Source organism: Streptomyces sp. NPDC028722 (assembly GCF_040637655.1).
In the GTDB taxonomy this organism is placed as follows: Bacteria; Actinomycetota; Actinomycetes; order Streptomycetales; family Streptomycetaceae; genus Streptomyces.
In genome coordinates this window covers 125,185-145,886 of record NZ_JBEZWU010000003.1, presented here as the reverse complement: position 1 = coordinate 145,886, position 20,702 = coordinate 125,185, and the positions used below count along the sequence as shown (strand labels likewise).

The 20,702-nt window shown below is 71.6% G+C and carries 17 protein-coding genes; 10 read left to right on the top strand and 7 right to left on the bottom strand.

What is annotated here, in order from left to right; all coding sequences use genetic code 11:
• Positions 1-77 precede the first annotated feature (77 nt).
• The 4 genes from AB0F03_RS05885 to AB0F03_RS05870 all read left to right on the top strand — a co-directional run bounded on the left by AB0F03_RS05885 (position 78) and on the right by AB0F03_RS05870 (position 6,869).
• The gene (locus AB0F03_RS05885; protein ID WP_361986936.1) at positions 78-1,886 is read left to right on the top strand and encodes an ABC-F family ATP-binding cassette domain-containing protein; all 1,809 of its coding nucleotides are present in this window, start codon (positions 78-80) and stop codon (positions 1,884-1,886) included.
• A gap of 292 nt (positions 1,887-2,178) precedes the next feature.
• A complete protein-coding gene (locus AB0F03_RS05880; RefSeq protein ID WP_361986934.1) occupies positions 2,179-4,152 on the top strand; it encodes a PQQ-binding-like beta-propeller repeat protein in 1,974 nt (657 codons plus the stop codon).
• A gap of 88 nt (positions 4,153-4,240) precedes the next feature.
• Complete coding sequence (locus AB0F03_RS05875; RefSeq protein ID WP_361986932.1) at positions 4,241-6,001, top strand: PQQ-binding-like beta-propeller repeat protein; 1,761 nt, start codon at positions 4,241-4,243, stop codon at positions 5,999-6,001.
• Between the two features lie 175 nt (positions 6,002-6,176).
• The gene (locus AB0F03_RS05870) at positions 6,177-6,869 is read left to right on the top strand and encodes a response regulator transcription factor (RefSeq protein ID WP_361986930.1); all 693 of its coding nucleotides are present in this window, start codon (positions 6,177-6,179) and stop codon (positions 6,867-6,869) included.
• 76 nt (positions 6,870-6,945) lie between these two features.
• On the opposite strand, the gene AB0F03_RS05865 is transcribed toward AB0F03_RS05870, so the two are convergent.
• Both AB0F03_RS05865 and AB0F03_RS05860 read right to left on the bottom strand, forming a co-directional pair.
• Entirely contained in the window at positions 6,946-7,284 is a 339-nt protein-coding gene (locus tag AB0F03_RS05865; protein WP_361986928.1) for a hypothetical protein, read from the bottom strand.
• A gap of 21 nt (positions 7,285-7,305) precedes the next feature.
• Positions 7,306-8,997 (bottom strand): sodium:solute symporter family protein, encoded by a 1,692-nt coding sequence (locus AB0F03_RS05860; RefSeq protein WP_361986926.1) that lies wholly within the window; start codon positions 8,995-8,997, stop codon positions 7,306-7,308.
• A 196-nt stretch (positions 8,998-9,193) separates the two neighbouring features.
• Between AB0F03_RS05860 and galT the strand changes: the two genes are divergently transcribed.
• The 3 genes from galT to galK are packed head-to-tail and all read left to right on the top strand — an operon-like array spanning position 9,194 to position 12,368.
• The gene (galT, locus tag AB0F03_RS05855; RefSeq protein ID WP_361986924.1) at positions 9,194-10,255 is read left to right on the top strand and encodes a galactose-1-phosphate uridylyltransferase; all 1,062 of its coding nucleotides are present in this window, start codon (positions 9,194-9,196) and stop codon (positions 10,253-10,255) included.
• A complete protein-coding gene (gene galE, locus AB0F03_RS05850; RefSeq protein ID WP_361986923.1) occupies positions 10,252-11,214 on the top strand; it encodes a UDP-glucose 4-epimerase GalE in 963 nt (320 codons plus the stop codon). The genes galT and galE overlap by 4 nt, the downstream gene beginning before the upstream one ends.
• Entirely contained in the window at positions 11,214-12,368 is a 1,155-nt protein-coding gene (gene galK, locus AB0F03_RS05845) for a galactokinase (RefSeq protein ID WP_361986921.1), read from the top strand. The genes galE and galK overlap by 1 nt, the downstream gene beginning before the upstream one ends.
• A 19-nt stretch (positions 12,369-12,387) precedes the next feature.
• Here the strand turns inward: galK and AB0F03_RS05840 are convergent, their stop codons facing one another.
• Entirely contained in the window at positions 12,388-12,831 is a 444-nt protein-coding gene (locus tag AB0F03_RS05840) for an N-acetyltransferase (RefSeq protein ID WP_361986919.1), read from the bottom strand.
• Between the two features lie 317 nt (positions 12,832-13,148).
• Here AB0F03_RS05840 and AB0F03_RS05835 point away from each other — a divergent pair, with 317 nt between their 5' ends.
• Positions 13,149-13,916, top strand: a complete 768-nt coding sequence (locus AB0F03_RS05835; RefSeq protein ID WP_361986918.1) for a response regulator transcription factor — start codon at positions 13,149-13,151, stop codon at positions 13,914-13,916.
• On the opposite strand, the gene tamR is transcribed toward AB0F03_RS05835, so the two are convergent.
• Positions 13,875-14,372: a MarR family transcriptional regulator TamR gene (gene tamR, locus AB0F03_RS05830; RefSeq protein ID WP_356817578.1), complete on the bottom strand. Its 498-nt coding sequence runs from the start codon at positions 14,370-14,372 to the stop codon at positions 13,875-13,877. The genes AB0F03_RS05835 and tamR overlap by 42 nt on opposite strands.
• Positions 14,373-14,460: 88 nt before the next feature.
• Here tamR and AB0F03_RS05825 point away from each other — a divergent pair, with 88 nt between their 5' ends.
• Positions 14,461-15,273: a trans-aconitate 2-methyltransferase gene (locus AB0F03_RS05825; protein ID WP_361986916.1), complete on the top strand. Its 813-nt coding sequence runs from the start codon at positions 14,461-14,463 to the stop codon at positions 15,271-15,273.
• 43 nt (positions 15,274-15,316) lie between these two features.
• Here AB0F03_RS05825 and AB0F03_RS05820 read toward each other — a convergent pair whose 3' ends face one another.
• Positions 15,317-16,003, bottom strand: a complete 687-nt coding sequence (locus AB0F03_RS05820) for a TetR/AcrR family transcriptional regulator (protein WP_356817574.1) — start codon at positions 16,001-16,003, stop codon at positions 15,317-15,319.
• The gene (locus AB0F03_RS05815) at positions 16,000-17,007 is read right to left on the bottom strand and encodes an acyl-CoA desaturase (RefSeq protein WP_361986914.1); all 1,008 of its coding nucleotides are present in this window, start codon (positions 17,005-17,007) and stop codon (positions 16,000-16,002) included. The genes AB0F03_RS05820 and AB0F03_RS05815 overlap by 4 nt, the downstream gene beginning before the upstream one ends.
• A gap of 302 nt (positions 17,008-17,309) precedes the next feature.
• On the opposite strand from AB0F03_RS05815, the gene ppc reads away from it, so the two are divergent.
• Positions 17,310-20,042: a phosphoenolpyruvate carboxylase gene (gene ppc / locus AB0F03_RS05810; RefSeq protein WP_361986912.1), complete on the top strand. Its 2,733-nt coding sequence runs from the start codon at positions 17,310-17,312 to the stop codon at positions 20,040-20,042.
• Positions 20,043-20,143: 101 nt separating this feature from the next.
• Here the strand turns inward: ppc and AB0F03_RS05805 are convergent, their stop codons facing one another.
• A complete protein-coding gene (locus AB0F03_RS05805; protein WP_361986911.1) occupies positions 20,144-20,650 on the bottom strand; it encodes a hypothetical protein in 507 nt (168 codons plus the stop codon).
• Positions 20,651-20,702 lie beyond the last annotated feature (52 nt).

Here is a 20,702-nt window from a genome sequence, read left to right as displayed (position 1 = left end):
GCATCCCCGCGCACCACGCATCCACCCCCCGAAGGCCTACGCTAGAAGGCTGACCGACCCCCGCGCACAGGAGTGAAATGGCCGTCAACCTGGTCAATGTCGAGAACGTCAGCAAGGTGTACGGCACCCGTGCCCTGCTGGACGGCGTCTCGCTCGGTGTGTCGGAGGGGGACCGGATCGGCGTCGTCGGACGCAACGGCGACGGCAAGACCACCCTCATCCGGATGCTCGCCAAGCTGGAGGACGCCGACACCGGGCGGGTCACGCACTCCGGCGGGCTGCGCCTGGGCGTACTCACCCAGCACGACTCCCTCGACCCCGCCGCCACCGTCCGCCACGAGGTCATCGGCGACCTGGCCGACCACGAGTGGGCCGGCAACGCCAAGGTCAGGGACGTGCTGACCGGGCTGTTCGGCGGGCTCGACCTGCCCGGGTTCCCCAAGGGCCTCGACACCGTGATCGGGCCGCTGTCCGGTGGCGAGCGGCGCCGGATCGCGCTCGCCAAGCTGCTCATCGAGGAACCGGACCTGGTCGTCCTCGACGAGCCCACCAACCACCTCGACGTCGAGGGCATCGCCTGGCTCGCCGAGCACCTGCGCAACCGGCGCTCGGCGCTCGTCTGCGTGACGCACGACCGGTGGTTCCTGGACCAGGTCTGCACCCGCATGTGGGACGTGCAGCGCGGTGACGTGTACGAGTACGAGGGCGGCTACTCCGACTACGTCTTCGCGCGCGCGGAACGGGAGCGGATCGCCGCCACGGAGGAGACCAAGCGGCAGAACCTGGTCCGCAAGGAGCTGGCCTGGCTGCGGCGCGGCGCGCCCGCGCGGACGTCCAAGCCCCGCTTCCGCGTCGAGGCCGCCAACGAGCTGATCGCGGACGTGCCGCCGCCCCGGGACAGCAGCGAGCTGATGAAGTTCGCCTCCTCCCGGCTGGGCAGGACCGTCTTCGACCTCGAGGACGTCACCGTGCAGGCCGGACCCAAGGTGCTGCTCAAGCACATCACCTGGCAGCTCGGCCCGGGCGACCGGATCGGCCTCGTCGGCGTCAACGGCGCCGGCAAGACCTCCCTGCTGCGCGCGATGGCGGCGGCGGCCCGCACGGAGGGCGAGACCCAGCCGGCGGGCGGCCGTGTCGCCGTCGGCCGGACCGTCAAGCTCGCCTACCTCTCCCAGGAGGTCTCCGAACTCGATCCGGCCCTGCGGGTCCTGGAAGCGGTGCAGCAGGTCCGCGAGCGCGTCGACCTCGGCAAGGGGCGCGAGATGACCGCCGGGCAGCTGTGCGAGACGTTCGGCTTCAACAAGGAGAAGCAGTGGACCCCGGTGGGGGACCTCTCCGGCGGTGAGCGCAGGCGGCTCCAGCTGCTGCGGCTCCTCATGGACGAGCCCAACGTCCTCTTCCTGGACGAGCCCACCAACGACCTCGACATCGAGACCCTCACCCAGCTGGAGGACGTCCTCGACGGCTGGCCCGGCTCGATGATCGTCATCTCCCACGACCGGTTCTTCGTGGAGCGCACCACGGACCGCGTGTTCGCCCTCCTCGGCGACGGCGCCCTGCGGATGCTGCCGCGCGGCATCGACGAGTACCTGGAGCGGCGCCGGCGCATGGAGGAGACGGTCGCCGCGCAGACCGCCACCGCGGCGCCCAAGCCGGTCACCACGGAGCGCAGCGCCGCCGACCAGCGCGTCGCCAAGAAGGAACTCCAGAAGATCGAGCGCCAGTTGGACAAGATCTCCGAGAAGGAGTCCACGCTGCACGCCCAGATCGCCGACAACGCCACCGACTTCGCGAAGGTGGCCGAACTCGACACCCGGCTGCGGGACCTCGCCGGGGAGCGCGAGGAACTGGAGCTGCGCTGGCTGGAACTGGCCGAGGACGCGTAGCGCGCCCGCACGGTGCGTGGCGCGTACGCGCGGTGCGTACGCACGGCGCGATCCAGCCGCGTGCCGGCCGCGTACGACGCCGTCGCGCGCCCTGCGTGAAGGGCGCGTGAAGGCGCATAACAAGGGCGTCACGGGCCCGTCCTCCCTTGGGAACAGCGGGGGGCGCGGGCCCGTGCGCTGTCGGTGCCGGGTGATAGAAAGAGCCGTCCGAGAACCGACTCAGTACGACCTTGGGTCCGTCACGAACCTCAGGGCGTGGCTAAAAATCAGTGAACGAGGGGGAAGAGCGCTGATGACTCAGCCGCCCGACCAGCCGCCGCAGGGCGGGTTCGGAGCACCGCAGGACCAGCCGCCGCAGCCCGGCGGTTCCGGCCCTCCGCAGACTCCACCGACCCAGGGCGCCCCCGGCACCCCCGAAGCCCCGCCGGCCCAGGGCGGTTTCGGTGCTCCTGAGGCCCCGCCGGTCCAGCGCGGCGCCGGAGCCCCGCAGACTCCGCCCGCGCAGGGTGGTTTCGGTGCCCCGCAGACTCCGCCCGCGCAGGGTGGTTTCGGTGCCCCGCAGACTCCGCCCGCGCAGGGTGGTTTCGGTGCTCCGCAAGCCCCGCCGCCGCAGGGCGGGTTCGGTGCTCCGCCGCCGCCCGCCGGTCCCCCGCCGCAGCCCCAGCCGGGGTACGGCTACCCCCAGCAGCCGGGCCCGTACGCCGGTGCCCCGGGCCCCTACGGCTACCCCCAACCCCCGCAGCAGCCCGGCCCGTACGCCGGACCGCAGCCCGGTTACGGGCACCCGCAGCAGCCGCCGTACCCCGGCGCACCCGGCGGGCCCTTCCCGGGCGGCCCGGGCAAGCCCGCCTCCCGGAAGAAGACGGCGCTGATCATCGGCGCGGCGGTCGCGGCGCTGCTCGTCATCGGCGGCACGGTGTACGCGGTCACCTCCGGCGACGGCGGTGGCGGAGGCCCGAAGAAGCCCGTGGCCCAGGGCAGCGACGACCCGAAGCAGTCCGCCTCCGGCACGCCCACCGCGGCCGTGGCCGGTGACGACCCGGAGCACCTCAACGAGGGCCGGCAGGCCGGTGACGCGAAGGTGCTCTGGTACAAGCCGGCGCCGGACGCCCCGGCGTCGGGCGCCGACGCGCCCGGCCTGTGGGTCAGCGGCGACACGGTGGTGAAGGCGGCGTACAAGCAGGTCTTCGCCTTCGGCACGCAGGACGGGAAGACCGCCTGGGGGCCGGTCGCCTTCCCGCAGAAGATATGCGCGGTCACCCCGCAGAAGTCGGCCGACGACAAGGTCGTCGTGGCGTACATGAGCGGCGGCAGCGACCGCGCCAAGTGCAACCAGCTCCAGCAGCTCGACCTCGCCACCGGCGAGAAGGGCTGGAGCGGCGAGGTGGCCGACGGCGGGCTGTTCGACAGTGCGCTCACCGTCGAACTGAGCGTGAGCGGCAGGACGCTGATGGTGGGCCGCTCCCAGTCGGGCACGGCGTACGACATCGACAGCGGCAAGAAGCTGTACGACAAGAAGCGGTACGGCGAGGCCTGCTTCCCGGCCGCGTTCGCGGGCGGCACCGGGCGGCTGATCCAGGTGGCCTCCTGCGGGGTGGGCACCGGTGACGAGCACGAGGAGATCCAGGAACTCGACCCGGCCACCGGCAAGGTCCGCTGGACCCGGCCGGTCAAGAAGGGCTGGGAGGTCTCCCGGGCCTACTCCGTGGACCCGCTCGTGGTCTATCTGACCAACCGGGAGAAGAAGGCCTGGAACATCTCCACCTTCACCAAGGGCGGCGCGTTCCGTTCGGAGGTCAAGGTGGACGAGAAGTTCGCCCCCCGCTGCGGCTGGGCGATCCTCGAACGCGAACTCCAGGGCTGCCAGGGTGTCGTGGCCGACGCCGACACGCTGTACCTGCCCACCGACACCACCACGAGCGCCAACGAGATCGTCGCGATCAGCCTCTCGGACGGCAAGGCGAAGTGGCGGGTCAAGTCCCCGGCGAACGAGCCGATGACCCCCGTGAAGATCGAGGACGGCAAGCTCGTCGCGTACGTGCGGCCGTCGTACGACGCGGGCGGCCAGGTGGTCTCGGTCCCGCTCACCGGTTCCTCCCACAGCACGACCAGGCTGCTGCGGAACCCGCAGGGCGGCGCCGACGCCGAGAACTCCTTCTACGACGGTGTCGTCGACTGGTCCGGCGGGCGGCTCTTCGTCTCCTCGGGCCGGCTGTCCGGCAACGACGCCTCGAAGGAGAAGCTGATCATGGTCTTCGGCAACTGAGCCCGGTGCCTGTTCCCGGCGTCCCGCCCGTCCTGCCCAGTTCCCCTGCGCCGTCCGGCCGCCCGACCGTCCCCGAGGTACCCGCGCCATGACCCAGCCGCCCCCGCCGCCCCCCAACCAGCCCCCGCAGCCGCCGAACCAGCCCCCGCAGGCCCCGCCGCCCGGCTACGGCTACCCCCAGCCGGCGCCCCCGCAGCCACCGGCCCAGCCCGGCTACGGCTATCCCCAGCCACCGGCCCAGCCCGGCTACGGCTATCCCCAGCCACCGGCCCAGCCCGGTTACGGCTACCCCGGCGCACAGCACAACCCGTACGCCCAGCCCACGCCCCCGGGCTACGGCTATCCGGGCCAGCCCGGCTACCCCGGCCAGCCGGTGACCGTGCCGATGCAGCCCCAGCCCGGGAAGGGCGGCGGGCGGAACAACACCGCGCTGCTCATCGTCGTCGCGGCGGTCGTCGCCATCGCGCTGATCATCGGCGGCGGCGTCTGGTACGCCCGGTCCTCCGGCGACGACGGCAAGAAGCACGACACCGCCTCCTCCGGCGGCAAGAACGGTGCGGGTACCTCCGGGGGCACCTCGGGCGGTGGCGGCAAGGAGAAGGCGCCGGCGGACACCGCGGCCAAGGTGCTCTTCCAGGTGCCGATGCCCCGGACCGACGACACGATCGGCACCACCGGCTCGTGGCTGACCGACACGGTGTACGCCAAGAGCGGCATCGCCGAGATCGTCGGCTACGACCCGGCCAAGGGCACGAAGCTGTGGACGCTCAAGCTCCCGGGGCCGGTCTGCGCGGCCAGCAGTCATGTCACCTCCGACGGCCTGACCGCGATCACGTTCCAGCCGAAGATGCCCACCAAGGACAGGACGGCGGGATGCAGCGAGGTCGCCGCGGTCGACCTCACCGCGGGCACCAAGCTGTGGACGAAGTCGATCAAGACCGGTGACATCCCGATCACCTTCCAGAACGTGACGGTCGCCCAGCACACCGTCGCGGTCGGCAGTTCCGACGGCGGTGCCGCGTTCGACATCGGCTCCGGCAAGGTCCTGTGGCAGCCCAAGCCGGACGACACCTGCTACGACGCGGGCTACGGCGGCGGCACCCGGCTGGTCGCGGTCCGCAAGTGCGGCGCGTACGACAACCGGCAGCTGCACATCCAGACCATCGACCCGAAGACCGGGAAGGTGATCTCCGAGTACAAGATGCCCGCGGGCGTCGAGTACGCCTCCGTCGTCTCCACCGACCCGCTCGTGATCGCGGCCGACGTCGGCGACAGCGCGGGCGACGGCAGCGGCGTCTCGGACTACTTCTCCATCGACGGCAGGACCGGCCGGCTCCTCGCCCGCATCTCCGCGCCCGGCGACACGTACGGCGGCCACTGCGACGGCATCACCCGCATCGAGGGGTGCCGGCAGATCGCCGCCGGCCACGGCAGGCTGTACCTGCCGACCGAGGTCCACGACGGCTCCGGCCAGTACGACAAGACCAACGAGATCGTCGCCTTCGACCTGACCACCGGCAAGCCGGCCCGCGGCCGCGCCGAGGCCGGCGACGGCTACACGCTCTCCCCGCTGCGCATGGACGGCGGCAACCTCCTCGCCTACATGGCGCCGCCGTGGAACAAGGGCGGCCAGGTCGTCAGCATCGACGGTGATTCGCTGAGCACGACCAAGCTGCTGGAGAACCCCGGCACGCGCAGCGTGCACCAGGGCGAGAGCGGCCTGCTGCCCGAGTACGCGGAGATCCTCTTCGGCAAGGGCCGCCTGTACATGTCGGCCGTCTTCGCCCACAAGACGGACTCGGCGTACGGCAAGGAGTACCTGCTGATGGCGTTCGGCACGGACGGCTGACCCGGCCCCGACCCCGTCATCCGCGTCACCCGAATGAGTGACTTGCCGAGAAGTGCCCCGGATTTCATCGATCCGGGGCACTTCTCGGTGAGACGGGCAGCGCGACGTCGAACAAGCGTGTAGCTTCCGGGGGCATGAAGGGCGGGGGTGCCTGGGGGTCTGGGGGGTTTGCTCTATGGGAGTGCGGCTCGTGGTCGTCGACGACCACCGCCTGCTCGCGGAGGCGCTGGCGTCGGCACTGAAGCTGCGCGGTCACCGGGTGCTGGCCGCGGCGGCACCGGCCGCGGGCGCGGCTGATCTGGTGATCGCACGGGTGCCCGAGGTGTGCCTGCTGGGCACGGCGGCCCCGGCCGAGCCGGGGATCTTCGACCCGGTGGTGAAGATCAAGCGGGAACGGCCGCAGGTGGCGGTGCTGGTGCTGGGCCCGGTGCCCTCACCGCGCGGGATCGCGGCGGCCTTCGCCGCGGGCGCGTCGGGATACGTGCGGCACGACGAGCGGATCGAGGGCGTCGAGCGGGCCATCGGCAAGGCCCGGGCCGGTGAGGCCGCGGTGGCTCCGCAGCTGCTCCAGCAGGCCTTCGCCGAGCTGCTGAACCCCGCCGCACAGCCCGACGACGAGGCGCAGCGGCTCCTGGAGATGCTGACGCCGCGGGAGGTGGAGGTGCTCGTCAGGGTGGCCGACGGGGAGGACACCCGGCTGATCGCGGCGGGCATGGGCATCGCCCCGAGCACCGCGCGGACGCATGTGCAGCGGGTGCTGATGAAGCTCGGGGTGGGGTCACGCCTGGAGGCGGCGGCCCTGGCCGCCCGCACGGGCCTGCTGGACCGCGCGGCCGCTTTCCGCCCCGCCCCGGACTCCCACCCCTGACACCGACGCCCCGGAAGGGGCGCGGGGAGCTGCGCGCCCAGCGCCCACGCACCCGCGCCCGGGAGACGGCCGGTGATTACTCCTTCTCCTCCGGCAGCCCCTCCGGGGGAACCGCCGGAGGAGTCGGCCGCAGCTTCAGCCAGCCCAGGAAGAAGATGCCCAGCAGCAGCATGCCGATGCCGGTCCACAGGTTGATGTTGACGCCCTCGGCCTTGTCGATCGCGGCCTGGGAGTCGGTGATTCCGGTGATCGTGACGATGATGCCGTAGATCACGAACAGGCCGCCGATGATGCGGCGCAGGTCGAAGATGCGGGCCGCCGTGGCGGACTTGCCCTCCAGCTCGGTGACTTCCCGCTGGACGTCCTCCTCCGAGTAGCCGTGGCGCTCGGGGTGACGGTCGGAGTGCTCGGTCATGGTTTCCTCGATCCTCCCGCGTCAGAACGAGAACGGGATGTAGCAGGCGGCGGCCAGGACGACCGCGCCCCAGCCCAGCAGGGCCGGCCTGCGGTACCAGGCGTCGTCGCCCGCGGCGGGCGGTTCGGACATGCCGGGGGAGCGGGTGCCGTAGACCAGGCCCTGGAGCTGCTCCGCCGGCTTCGGCTCGGTGAACAGGGACACCGCGACCATCACGACCGCGCCGGCGACGAAGCCCGCGATCGCGGAGACGAAGTTGGCACCCTGGTCGGTGGGGATGGAGATGATGTCCTTCTTGTAGAGGACGAAGTAGTTGACCATCGCCGTCACGGTGCCGGCCAGCAGGCCCCAGAACCCGGACTTGGCGGACGCGCGCTTCCAGAACATGCCGACGATGAAGACGACGAACATCGGCACGTTGAAGAAGGAGAACAGCGTCTGGAGGTAGCTCATGATGTTCGAGAACGACGACGCCAGGAACGCCGTGCCGACGGACGCGGCCACGCCGACCGCGGTGATCAGGCGGCCGAAGCGGACGTAGTAGGCGTCCTCACGGCCGCGCACCACGTACTTGGCCCAGATGTCGTTGGTGAACACCGTGTTGAACGACGACACGTTCGCGGCCATACCGGCCATGAAGGCCGCCAGCAGACCGGTGACGGCGATGCCGAGCACGCCGTTGGGCAGCAGCTCCTGCATCAGGTAGGGGATGGCGTCGTTGTACTGGTAGCCGGAGGCGGCGGAGCCGAAGTTCGGGATGAGCGCGGCGGCGACCAGGCCGGGGATCATCACCAGGAAGACGATGAAGATCTTCGGGTAGGCGGCGATCAGCGGGGTCCGCTGCCCGGCGGAGAGGTTCTTCGCGGACAGGGCGCGCTGCACCTCGGCGAAGTTGGTGGTCCAGTAGCCGAAGGAGAGCACGAAGCCGAGACCGAGGACGATGGTGAGCCAGTTGGCACCCAGCGGGTTGGTGCTGCCGATGCCGGTGCCGCCCCAGGCCGTGGTGAAGTTGCCGCCGTGGGTGGCGGTCAGCTTGTCGGTCAGCCCGCCCCAGCCGCCGACCTTCTTCAGGCCGAGGATGGTGATCGGGATGAGGGCGGCGAGGATCACGAAGAACTGGAGCACCTCGTTGTAGATCGCCGAGGACAGGCCGCCCAGGGTGATGTACGCGAGCACGAAGGCGCCGGCGACGACGATGGCGACCCACTGCGGCCAGCCGAGCAGGGCCTCGACGACGATCGCGAGGGCGTAGAGGTTGACGCCCGCGATCAGGATCGCGGCGAACGCGAACAGGATCGAGCTGAGCAGGTGGGCGGCCCGGTCGAAGCGCAGCAGCAGGAACTCGGGGACCGAGCGGACCTTGCTGCCGTAGTAGAAGGGCATCATCACCAGGCCGAGGAAGACCATGGCGGGGATGGCGCCGACCCAGTACCAGTGCACGGTGTAGGCGCCGTACTGGGCGCTGTTGGCGGCCATGCCGAGGATCTCGGTGGCGGCCAGGTTCGCGGAGATGAAGGCCAGGCCCGTGATCCAGGCGGGCAGCGAGCGGCCGGAGAGGAAGAAGTCGAGGCTGGTCTTCACGGACCGGCGGGCGGCGAAGCCGATGCCGAGGACGACGACGAAGTAGATCGCCAGGATCGTGTAATCCAGCCAGTTGGTGGGGAGCCGTAGCTCCGCCGCCAGGTAGGTGGGGGACTCTGTGGGGGTTTGCATGAGAACTCGCTTCGTTGCGCGAACTGATCCAGAGCGGAACCTACGCCGCCGTGTTCATGATTTGAACACTCTGACTGGTGTTCTTTGTTTGATTGTGATCGAGCGAGTGCTGTCGACTTATGCTCTGTTATGTTTGATTGTGTTGAGTCATTGGGTGCGGGCACGCCCCCGCAGGGCGTCGAGCAAGGAGTCCGGCGTGAAGAAGACCTCGACCCGGCTGGCCGACGGTCGTGAGCTGATCTACTACGACCTCGGTGACGACACCGTGCGCGACGCGGTGGACCGCCGCCCGCTGGACCGTACGGTCACCACCTCCGAGATCCGCCGCGACCCGCTGCTCGGCGACGCGGTCGCCGTGGCCTCCCACCGCCAGGGCCGCATCTACCATCCGCCGGCCGACGAGTGCCCGCTGTGCCCGACCCGGGGCGAGCGGCTCAGCGAGATCCCGGACTCCTCGTACGACGTCGTCGTCTTCGAGAACCGCTTCCCGTCCCTCGCCGGCGACTCCGGCCGCTGCGAGGTCGTCTGCTTCACCTCCGACCACGACGCCTCCTTCGCCGCCCTGACCGAGGAGCAGGCGCGCCTGGTGCTGGACGCGTGGACGGACCGCACCTCGGAGCTGTCGCATCTGCCCTCCGTCGAGCAGGTGTTCTGTTTCGAGAACCGTGGCGCCGAGATCGGTGTGACCCTCGGTCACCCGCACGGACAGATCTACGCCTACCCCTTCACCACCCCGCGCACCGCGCTGATGCTCCGCTCGCTCGCCGCGCACAAGGAGGCGACCGGCGGGGAGAACCTGTTCGACGTCGTCCTGGAGGGGGAACTCGCCGGGGAGCGGGTCGTCCTCGAGGGTGAACATTGGGCGGCCTTCGTGCCGTACGCGGCGCACTGGCCGTACGAGGTCCACCTGTACCCCAAGCGCCGCGTCCCCGATCTGCTGGCGCTCGACGAGGCGGCGCGCACAGAGTTCCCCCAGGTCTATCTGGAACTCTTGAGGCGTTTCGACCGGATCTTCGGCGAGGGTGAGCCTCCGACGCCGTACATCGCGGCCTGGCACCAGGCCCCGTTCGGCGCGCTGGAGGAGTTCGACGGTGTCACGCGCGACGACTTCGCGCTCCACCTCGAGCTTTTCACCATCCGCCGCACTTCCGGCAAGCTGAAGTTTCTCGCGGGTTCCGAGTCCGGCATGAACGTGTTCATCAACGACGTGCCGCCGGAGCGCGCGGCCGAGCGACTGCGAGAGGTAGCGAGTTCATGAAGTACCTGGTGACGGGTGGCGCGGGTTACGTCGGCGGGGTCGTGGCCCAGCATCTGCTGGAGGCCGGGCACGAGGTCACCGTCCTCGACAACCTCTCCACCGGCTTCCGCGCGGGCGTACCCGCCGGCGCCGTCTTCGTCGAGGGCGACATCCGCGACGCCGCCAAGTGGCTCGACCCCTCCTACGACGGCGTGCTGCACTTCGCCGCGTCCTCGCAGGTCGGCGAGTCGGTGGTGAAGCCGGAGAAGTACTGGGACAACAACGTCGGCGGCAGCATGGCCCTGCTCGCCGCGATGCGTGACGCGGGCGTGCGCTCGCTGGTCTTCTCCTCCACGGCGGCCACCTACGGCGAGCCGGAGCAGGTCCCGATCACGGAGAACGCGCCGACGCGGCCGACCAACCCCTACGGCGCCTCCAAGCTCGCCGTCGACCACATGATCACCAGTGAGGCGCACGCCCACGGCCTGGCCGCGGTCTCGCTGCGCTACTTCAACGTCGCCGGCGCCTACGGCACCCAGGGCGAGCGCCACGACCCCGAGTCGCATCTGATCCCGCTGGTCCTCCAGGTCGCCCAGGGCCGCCGCGAGGCGATCTCCGTCTACGGCGACGACTACGCGACCCCCGACGGCACCTGCGTGCGCGACTACATCCACGTCGCCGACCTTGCCGAGGCCCACCTGCTGGCCCTGACGGCGGCCCGGCCGGGCGAGCACCTGATCTGCAACCTCGGCAACGGCAACGGCTTCTCCGTCCGCGAGGTCATCGAGACCGTCCGCCAGGTCACCGGCCACCCGATCCCGGAGGTGACCGCCCCGCGCCGGGGCGGCGACCCCGCGGTCCTGGTCGCCTCGGCGGACACGGCCCGCGAGAAACTGGGCTGGAACCCGTCCCGCGCGGACCTCGCGGGCATCGTCGCGGACGCGTGGGAGTTCGCGCAGAGCATCACGAGGGAGCACTAGTGGGGGCACAGCAGGTCGCGGAGCGCTACGCCGAGCTGTACGGGGCGCCGCCGGAGGGCGTGTGGGCGGCCCCCGGACGGGTCAACCTGATCGGCGAGCACACCGACTACAACGACGGCTTCGTCATGCCGTTCGCACTGCCGCACCAGGCGCTCGCGGCGGTCTCCCGCCGGGACGACGGTCTGCTGCGACTGCACTCGGCGGACGTCGAGGGCGGGGTCGTGGAACTGCGGCTGGACGCCCTCGCGCCCGGCAGCGACGAGAACTGGACGGCGTACCCGGCGGGCGTGGTGTGGGCGCTGCGGGAGGCGGGCCACGAGATCACCGGTGCCGACGTCCACCTGTCGTCCACCGTGCCGACGGGCGCCGGACTGTCCTCGTCCGCCGCGCTGGAGGTCGTCATCGCCCTGGCGCTGAACGACCTGTACGGCCTCGGCCTGAAGCGCTGGAAACTGGCCCGCCTGTGCCAGCGCGCCGAGAACGTCTACGTCGGCGCGCCCACCGGCATCATGGACCAGACCGCGTCGGCGTGCTGCGAACAGGGCCACGCGCTCTTCCTCGACACCCGTGACCTGTCCCAGCAGCAGATCCCCTTCGATCTCGCGGCCGAGGGCCTGCGCCTGCTGGTCGTGGACACCCAGGTCACCCACGCCCACAGCGGCGGCGAGTACGGCAAGCGCCGGGCCGGCTGCGAGAAGGGCGCGGCCCTGCTCGGCGTCGACGCCCTGCGGGACATCCCCTACGGCGGTTTGGACGCGGCCCTGGCCCGCCTGGGCGACGAGGAGGAGGTCGTCCGCCTCGTCCGCCATGTCGTCACCGAGGACCACCGGGTCGAACGCGTCGTCGGCCTCCTCCGCTCCGGCGAGACCCGCGCGATCGGCCCCGTCCTCACCGAGGGCCACGCCTCCCTGCGCGACGACTTCCGCATCTCCTGCCCGGAGCTGGACCTGGTCGTCGACACCGCGCTGGCCCACGGCGCGCTGGGCGCCCGCATGACCGGCGGCGGCTTCGGCGGCTCGGCGATCGTCCTGGCGGACGCGACCGACGTGGACGCACTGACCAAGGCGATCGAGGAAGCCTTCGTCACGGCGTCCTTCACAGCCCCCCGCGTCTTCGAGGCGGTCCCGTCCCCGGGAGCCCACCGGCTCCCCTGACCCGGCGGGGAACGCTCCGTCAGGCCAGGCGCTTGGTCAGCGTGTACTCCGTGATGCCCGGGGGGTGGTCGGGGACCGTGCCCACCACCTCGTAGCCCTGGCGGCGGTAGAAGTGCGGGGCCTGGAAGTCCCAGGTCTCCAGGCGGGCCGCCGTGCAGGCGCGGTCGGTGGTGGCGAGGTGTTCGGCCTCGGCGAGGAGGCGGGTGCCGAGGCCCGTGCCGCGGTGGCGGGCGTCGACCCACAGGTAGGTGATGTGCAGCCAGGTCGCCCAGGTGTGGCCGACCAGGCCGCCCGCCAGGTCGCCGGCGCCGTCCAGCGCCCACACGTGGAGCGGTGTCTCGCGTTCGGCGGGGGTGCCGCGCAGTGCGGCGAGTACCGGGGACGCCGCGGCGTTGGTCTCCCGCAGCCGTGAGCGGAGCAGATCACGTCGGTCTCCGTCGACTTCCGCCTCAATACGAAACATGCGGCACACGATAAGCGCGCCGGACGGCCAGTTCTGCAAATCGTCTTCCGCTGTGTGCGCGCATCCGTACTCTGAGGAGCAGCACCGGTGGGGGCCGGTGCCGTTCAGGGGGCGAGACAGGCGGGTACGGCGCCCGCGGTGGGGTGGCGGACGCCGCGACGGCGGCGGCCGTGCGGCGTGCGGACCTCGGCCGCGGGTGCCGTGCCCGCGTATGCCGTCGTGCTCCGCACCTTTCCGGGCTTTCCGGACCGGCTCATCCGGAGTCTTCCGGACCTTGGTATCCCCTGCTCCGCGCGGAGCCTGGGGAAGGGGGTTTCGTGGTTCGCATCCGAGTCCTGGTCGTGGACGACCACCGCATCTTCGCCGAGTCGCTCGCCGCCGCCCTGGCCGCCGAGCCCGACGTCGAGGTCTCCGCCGCCGGCAGCGGCCCGGCCGCGCTGCGCTGCCTGGAGCGCGCGGCCGGCGAGGGCCGCCGTTTCGACGTCCTCCTGGCCGACGCCGACCTGGGCGGCAACCTGCCCGGCGCCGGCCCGGCCGTGCCGGTGCGGGACGGTGACGCGGACGGCCTGGTCGACGGGATCTCGCTCGTCGCCGGGGTCCGGGCCGCCCAGCCGCGGGTACGGATCGTCGTGCTCGCCGAGAAGGACGACCCGCGCCGCGCGGCCCTCGCGTTGCAGGCGGGCGCCGCCGGCTGGGTCGCCAAGGACTGCTCGCTGTCCCGCCTGCTGACGGTGATACGCGGAGTGCTGCGCGACGAGACCCATCTGCCGCCGGCGCTGCTGACCGGCGTGCTCCGGGAGCTGACGGCCGCGCGCCGGCACCGCACCGAGAGCGAGCGGCTGGTGGAGTCCCTCACCCCGAGGGAGCGGGAGGTGCTGCGCTGCATGGTGGCCGGGCTCGGCCGCAAGGCCGTCGCCGAGCGGCTGTTCCTCTCCCCGCACACCGTCCGCACCCATATGCAGAACGTCCTCGGCAAACTCGGCGTCCACTCGACGCTGGCCGCGGTGGCGCTGGCCCGGCGGGCCGGGGTGGGGCCGGCGAACCTAGCCGGGGACGTTGTCGAACGGGGCGGTCAGCTGGCGTAGCAGGCCGGCGAGTTCGCCGCGCTGGGCGCGGGTCAGCTCGCCGAGGATCGCCCGCTCCTGCTCCAGCAGGCCGGCCAGCGCCTGGTCGGCGCGGTCCCGGCCCTCGTCGGTCAGCCGGACCAGCACGCCGCGCCGGTCACTGGGGTCGGGCAGCCGTTCCACCAGGCCCTTCTTGGCCAGCCGGTCGATCCGGTTCGTCATCGTGCCCGAGGTGACCAGGGTCTGGGTCAGGAGCTGGCCGGGGGAGAGCTGGTACGGCGTTCCGGCGCGCCGCAGCGCGGTCAGCACGTCGAACTCCCAGGGCTCCAGCTGATGCTCGGCGAAGGCGAGCCGGCGGGCGCGGTCGAGGTGCCGGGCGAGTCGGCTCACCCGGCTGAGTACTTCCAGCGGCTCCACGTCGAGGTCCGGACGCTCCCGGCGCCACGCTGCGACCAGCCGATCGACCTCGTCCTCCATGGAGATCAGTGTAGTGGTTGTGTCGACATGAAGTCTCTTGATGTCGAGTCTCTTGACGTTGAGATAATCACCCGGGGAGAGTGACCCCATGACGACGCCCGCCTGGGACCCCGCCCAGTACCTCCGCCACGCCGGCCACCGGGCCCGCCCCTTCACCGACCTCCTCGCCCGGATCCCGGACCCGCCCGCCGGCCGGCCGCGCATCGCCGACCTCGGCTGCGGCCCCGGCAACGTCACCGCCCTGCTCGCCGGCCGCTGGCCCACCGCGCACATCACCGGCTACGACAACTCGCCCGCGATGCTCGACCGCGCCCACGTCGAACACGAGGGACCCACCGCCCATGGCGGCCGGCTCGACTTCACCCACGCCGACGTACGCACGTGGACGCCCGCGGAGCCGTACGACCTGATCGTCTCCAACGCCACCCTCCAGTGGGTGCCCGGACACGCCGACCGCTTCGCCGGCTGGACCGCCGCCCTGAACCCCGGCGGCACCCTCGCCTTCCAGGTGCCCGACAACACCGACGCCCCGCTGCACGCCCTGATGCGCGACCTCGCCGCCACGCCCCGCTGGCGGGCCCGCCTCGCCGGCGTCCTGCGCCGCCCGGACTCCGTCCACACCCCCGAGGTCTACCTGGACCGCCTGGCCCGCCTCGGCTGCGCCACCGACGTGTGGCGGACGACGTACCTCCACGTCCTCGCGGGGGAGGACCCGGTGCTCGACTGGGTCAAGGGCACCGGCCTGCGGCCCGCCCTCACCGTGCTCGCCGACGACCCCGGGGCGCGCGACGCGTTCCTCGCCGAGTACCGCGACCTGCTGCGCACGGCCTATCCGCGCGCGCCGTACGGCACCGTCCTGCCGTTCCGGCGGCTGTTCGCCGTCGCCCGGAAGCCGGCCTGAGCGCGGCCCCGGACGCGGCGGGAGCGCCCCGGCCCGCGCACGGTCAGCATTTGCGGTGGCCAATCAGCCGCGGCTTCTGCTCCAGCCCGTCCAGGCCGTGCCAGGCCAGGTTCACCAGATGCGCCGCCACCTCCGCCTTCTTCGGGCGGCGCACGTCCAGCCACCACTGGCCGGTCAGCGCGACCATCCCGACCAGCGCCTGCGCGTACAGCGGGGCCAGCTTCGGCTCGAAGCCGCGGGACTTGAACTCGCGGCCCAGGATGTCCTCCACCTGCGTGGCGATGTCCGAGATCAGCGAGGCGAAGGAACCCGTGGACTGGGGAATGGGGGAGTCGCGGACCAGGATGCGGAAACCGTCCGTGTACTCCTCGATGTAGTCCAGGAGCGCGAAGGCCGCCTGTTCGCACAGCTCACGCGGGTGGCCGGCGGTGAGCGAGCTGGTCACCATGTCCAGCAGGCGGCGCATCTCGCGGTCGACCACCACCGCGTACAGGCCCTCCTTGCCGCCGAAGTGCTCGTACACCACCGGCTTGGACACCCCGGCCTTGGCCGCGATCTCCTCCACGGACGTGCCCTCGAAGCCCTTGGCCGCGAAGAGGGTGCGACCGATCTCCAGCAGCTGCTGGCGGCGCTCCGCACCGGTCATACGGGTCCGGCGGGTCCGCCGCTGCTTGTCGTTGCCCGGATTACCCGGATTACTGCTGGAGTCGGTCGCCACGGCGTCAATCATGCCGCCTCGGCGGTTTCCTTCCGGCGCCGGGAACCGTCCTCCCCGGTGTCACGGCGGGAATCGATACGCGAGCGTGACGGCCAGCGCACGTCGTACGCCCAGCCGAGCCGCTCGAAGATGCGGATGAAACGGGCCGACGAGTCGATCTGGCCGCGCATCACCCCGTGCCGCGCCGAGGTGGGGTCGGCATGGTGCAGGTTGTGCCAGGACTCACCGCAGGACAGCACCGCCAGCCACCACACGTTGCCCGACCGGTCCCGCGACTTGAACGGCCGCTTGCCGACCGCGTGACAGATCGAGTTGATCGACCACGTCACATGGTGCAGCAGCGCCACCCGCACGAGTGAACCCCAGAAGAACGCGGTGGCCGCGCCCCACCAGGACTGCGTCACCAGACCGCCGATCAACGGCGGCAGCCCGAGGGACACCAGGGTCCACAGGATGAACTGGCGGGAGATCATCCGGATCGCCTTGTCCTTGATCAGATCCGGCGCGTACTTCTCCTGCGAGGTCCGCTCCTCGTCGAACATCCAGCCGATGTGGGCCCACCACAGCCCCTTCAGCAACGCCGGCAGGGTCTCACCGAACCGCCACGGCGAATGCGGGTCGCCCTCGGCGTCGGAGAACTTGTGGTGCCTGCGGTGGTCGGCCACCCAGCGCACCACCGGGCCCTCCACCGCCATCGAGCCCGCGATCGCCAGCGCGATGCGCAACGGCCGCCGGGCCTTGAACGAACCGTGGGTGAAGTACCGGTGGAAACCGATGGTGATGCCGTGGCATCCGAGGAAGTAGAAGAAGACCAGCAGGCCCAGGTCGAGCCAGCTCACCCCCCGGCCCCAGGCCAGCGGCACGGCCGCCACCAGTGCCACGAACGGCACGACGATGAACAGGAGCAGCGTGATCTGTTCGATCGAACGCTTCTGCTCGCCGCCCAGCGTGGCGGGGGGAGAGGGTGTGTCGGTGGCCTTACGGGCTTCTTCGATCACATCGGAACGTGAGGTCATGCGGTCCCCTGTGGGGTCGAGGGTCAAGACAGGCAGGCTCGGGCCGCCGGCACCGGGTGGACTCGCCGGTACTCCCTACGGTTCCGTAACCTACGGCGTCGTAAGTATGGCAGTGTGCCGCGCCGCGGCAAGAGCCCCGGCCCCTGCGCGTCCACACGGGCACCTATCCTTGGATGCGGTCGGACAGCGCGGTCCGCTGACGTTTCCTTCCCGGACGCTCCGGCCCGTATGCGGCGCCCGCCGCCTGGCAGCCGGCCGGGTTCCCCGCCAGACGAGCTTCAACACTGCAAGGAGCCGCACCTGTGAGCAGTGCCGACGACCAGACCACCACGACCAGCACCGAACTGCGCGCCGACATCCGCCGCCTGGGTGATCTCCTGGGAGAGACCCTCGTCCGGCAGGAGGGCCCCGAACTCCTCGTACTGGTCGAGAAGGTGCGCCGCCTCACCCGGGAGGACGGCGAAGCCGCCGCCGAGCTGCTGCGCGGCACGGAACTGGAGACCGCCGCCAAGCTGGTCCGCGCCTTCTCCACCTACTTCCACCTGGCCAACATCACCGAACAGGTGCACCGCGGCCGGGAACTGCGGGCCAGGCGCGCCGCCGAGGGCGGCCTGCTCGCCCGCACCGCCGACCGGCTGAAGGACGCCGACCCCGAGCACCTGCGCGAGGCCGTGCAGCACCTCAACGTCCGCCCGGTGTTCACCGCCCACCCCACCGAGGCCGCGCGCCGCTCCGTCCTCAACAAGCTCCGGCGCGTCGCCGCGCTCCTGGACACCCCCGTCCTCGACTCCGACCGCCGCCGCCACGACATCCGCCTCGCCGAGAACATCGACCTGGTCTGGCAGACGGACGAGCTGCGCGTCGTACGGCCCGAACCCGCCGACGAGGCCCGCAACGCCATCTACTACCTCGACGAACTGCACGCCGACGCCGTCGGCGACGTCCTGGAGGACCTCACCGCCGAACTCGAACGCGTCGGCGTCAGGCTCCCCGACGACACCCGCCCCCTCACCTTCGGCACCTGGATCGGCGGCGACCGCGACGGCAACCCCAACGTCACCCCCCAGGTGACCTGGGACGTCCTCATCCTCCAGCACGAACACGGCATCAACGACGCCCTCGCCACGATCGACGAGCTGCGCGGCCTGCTCTCCAACTCCATCCGCTACGCCGGAGCCACCGAGGAACTGCTGGACTCGCTCGGCACCGACCTGGAGCTGCTCCCCGAGATCAGCCCCCGCTACAAGCGCCTCAACGCCGAGGAGCCCTACCGGCTCAAGGCCACCTGCATCCGGCAGAAGCTGGAGAACACCAAGGAGCGCCTCGCCAAGGGCACCCCGCACGAGCCGGGCCGCGACTACCTCGGCACCGGCGAACTCCTCGCCGACCTGCGGATCATCCAGACCTCCCTGCGCGAGCACCGCGGCGGCCTGTTCGCCGACGGCCGCCTCGCCCGCACCATCCGCACCCTGGCCGCCTTCGGCCTCCAGCTCGCCACCATGGACGTCCGCGAACACGCCGACGCCCACCACCACGCCCTCGGTCAGCTCTTCGACCGGCTCGGCGAGGAGTCCTGGCGCTACGCCGACATGCCCCGCGACTACCGCGGCAAGCTCCTGGCGAAGGAACTGCGCTCCCGCCGGCCCCTGGCGCCGACCCCGGCACCCGTGGACGCGGCCGGCGAGAAGACCCTCGGCGTCTTCCGGACCGTCAGCAAGGCCCTGGAGGTCTTCGGCCCCGAGGTCATCGAGTCCTACATCATCTCCATGTGCCAGGGCGCCGACGACGTCTTCGCCGCCGCCGTCCTCGCCCGCGAGGCCGGCCTCCTCGACCTGCACGCCGGCTGGGCCAAGATCGGCATCGTGCCGCTCCTGGAGACCACCGACGAGCTGCGCGCCGCCGACACCATCCTCGAGGACATGCTCTCCGACCCGTCCTACCGGCGCCTGGTCGCGCTGCGCGGCGACGTCCAGGAGGTCATGCTCGGCTACTCCGACTCCTCCAAGTTCGGCGGCATCACCACCAGCCAGTGGGAGATCCACCGCGCCCAGCGCCGCCTGCGCGACGTCGCCCACCGCTACGGCGTCCGGCTGCGCCTCTTCCACGGCCGCGGCGGCACCGTCGGCCGCGGCGGCGGCCCCTCCCACGACGCCATCCTCGCCCAGCCCTGGGGCACCCTGGAGGGCGAGATCAAGGTCACCGAGCAGGGCGAGGTCATCTCCGACAAGTACCTCATCCCCTCCCTGGCCCGCGAGAACCTGGAACTGACCGTCGCGGCCACCCTCCAGGCCTCCGCCCTGCACACCGCGCCCCGCCAGTCCGACGAGGCCCTCGCCCGCTGGGACGCCGCCATGGACGTCGTCTCCGACGCCGCCCACCAGGCCTACCGCAAGCTGGTCGAGGACCCCGACCTGCCGACGTACTTCCTGGCCTCCACGCCGGTCGACCAGCTCGCCGACCTGCACCTGGGCTCCCGGCCCTCCCGCCGCCCCGGCTCCGGCGTCTCGCTCGACGGCCTGCGCGCCATCCCGTGGGTGTTCGGCTGGACCCAGTCCCGGCAGATCGTCCCCGGCTGGTTCGGCGTCGGCTCCGGCCTCAAGGCCCTGCGCGAAGCCGGCCTGGACACCGTCCTGGACGAGATGCACCAGCAGTGGCACTTCTTCCGCAACTTCGTCTCCAACGTCGAGATGACCCTCGCCAAGACCGACCTGCGGATCGCCCAGCACTACGTCGACACCCTGGTCCCCGACGAGCTGCGGCACGTCTTCGACACCATCAGGGCCGAGCACGAGCTGACGGTCCGCGAGGTCCTGCGGGTCACGGGCGAGACCGAGCTCCTCGACGCCCACCCGGTCCTCAAGCAGACCTTCACCATCCGCGACGCCTACCTCGACCCGATCTCCTACCTCCAGGTCGCCCTGCTCAAGCGGCAGCGCGACGCCGCCGCGGCCGGGGCCGACCCCGACCCGCTGCTCTCCCGCGCCCTGCTCCTCACCGTCAACGGCGTGGCGGCCGGCCTGCGCAACACCGGCTGACAGCCCCCGCCCCGGCACAAGGACGCCCCCGAGGCCGCAAGGCTCCGGGGGCGTCCCCAGGTCCGCCGCCGGCGCGTGCGCCGTCAGCGGGGGCTTCTACGTCACTGCAAGGCCACGAACGCCGCCGTCAGCAGCCCCGCCCCGCACAGTCCCAGCACCCACGCCGCCCGGACCAGCCGCATCCCGCCCGCCACCACCACCGAGGCCAGCAGCAGCGCACCGCCCAGCGGCACCCAGGAGTACAGGACCCCCGCCGGCCCGCAGCGCACCGCGTCCCCGGTGCCGGGCTTCAGCACGACGTCGTACGTCTCCCCCGCACGCACCGCCACCGAGTCCTCGATCTCCACGCGCGCGCGTGCCCGCGCCCCCGCCGACACCGGCGCGAACGGGCCGCCGCACGTACCCCGCACACACTCCGTCACCCGGACCGTGCCCCGCTCACGCCCCTTGGTCAGCATCACGTGCTGCGCGGTCCCCCAGGAACCCCACACCCCGGCGAACAGGATCAGCGCGGCGACCGCGCCCGTCACCGCGACCCGCCCCCACCGCAGAGCGGTCGCGGAGGCCCGGCGGGCGGAGGTGGTGGCGGCAGGCATGGCCGGGATCATTGGCCATACCACTGCGGCCGGTCAACTCCCGGGACGCCCCGGCCGGACATGC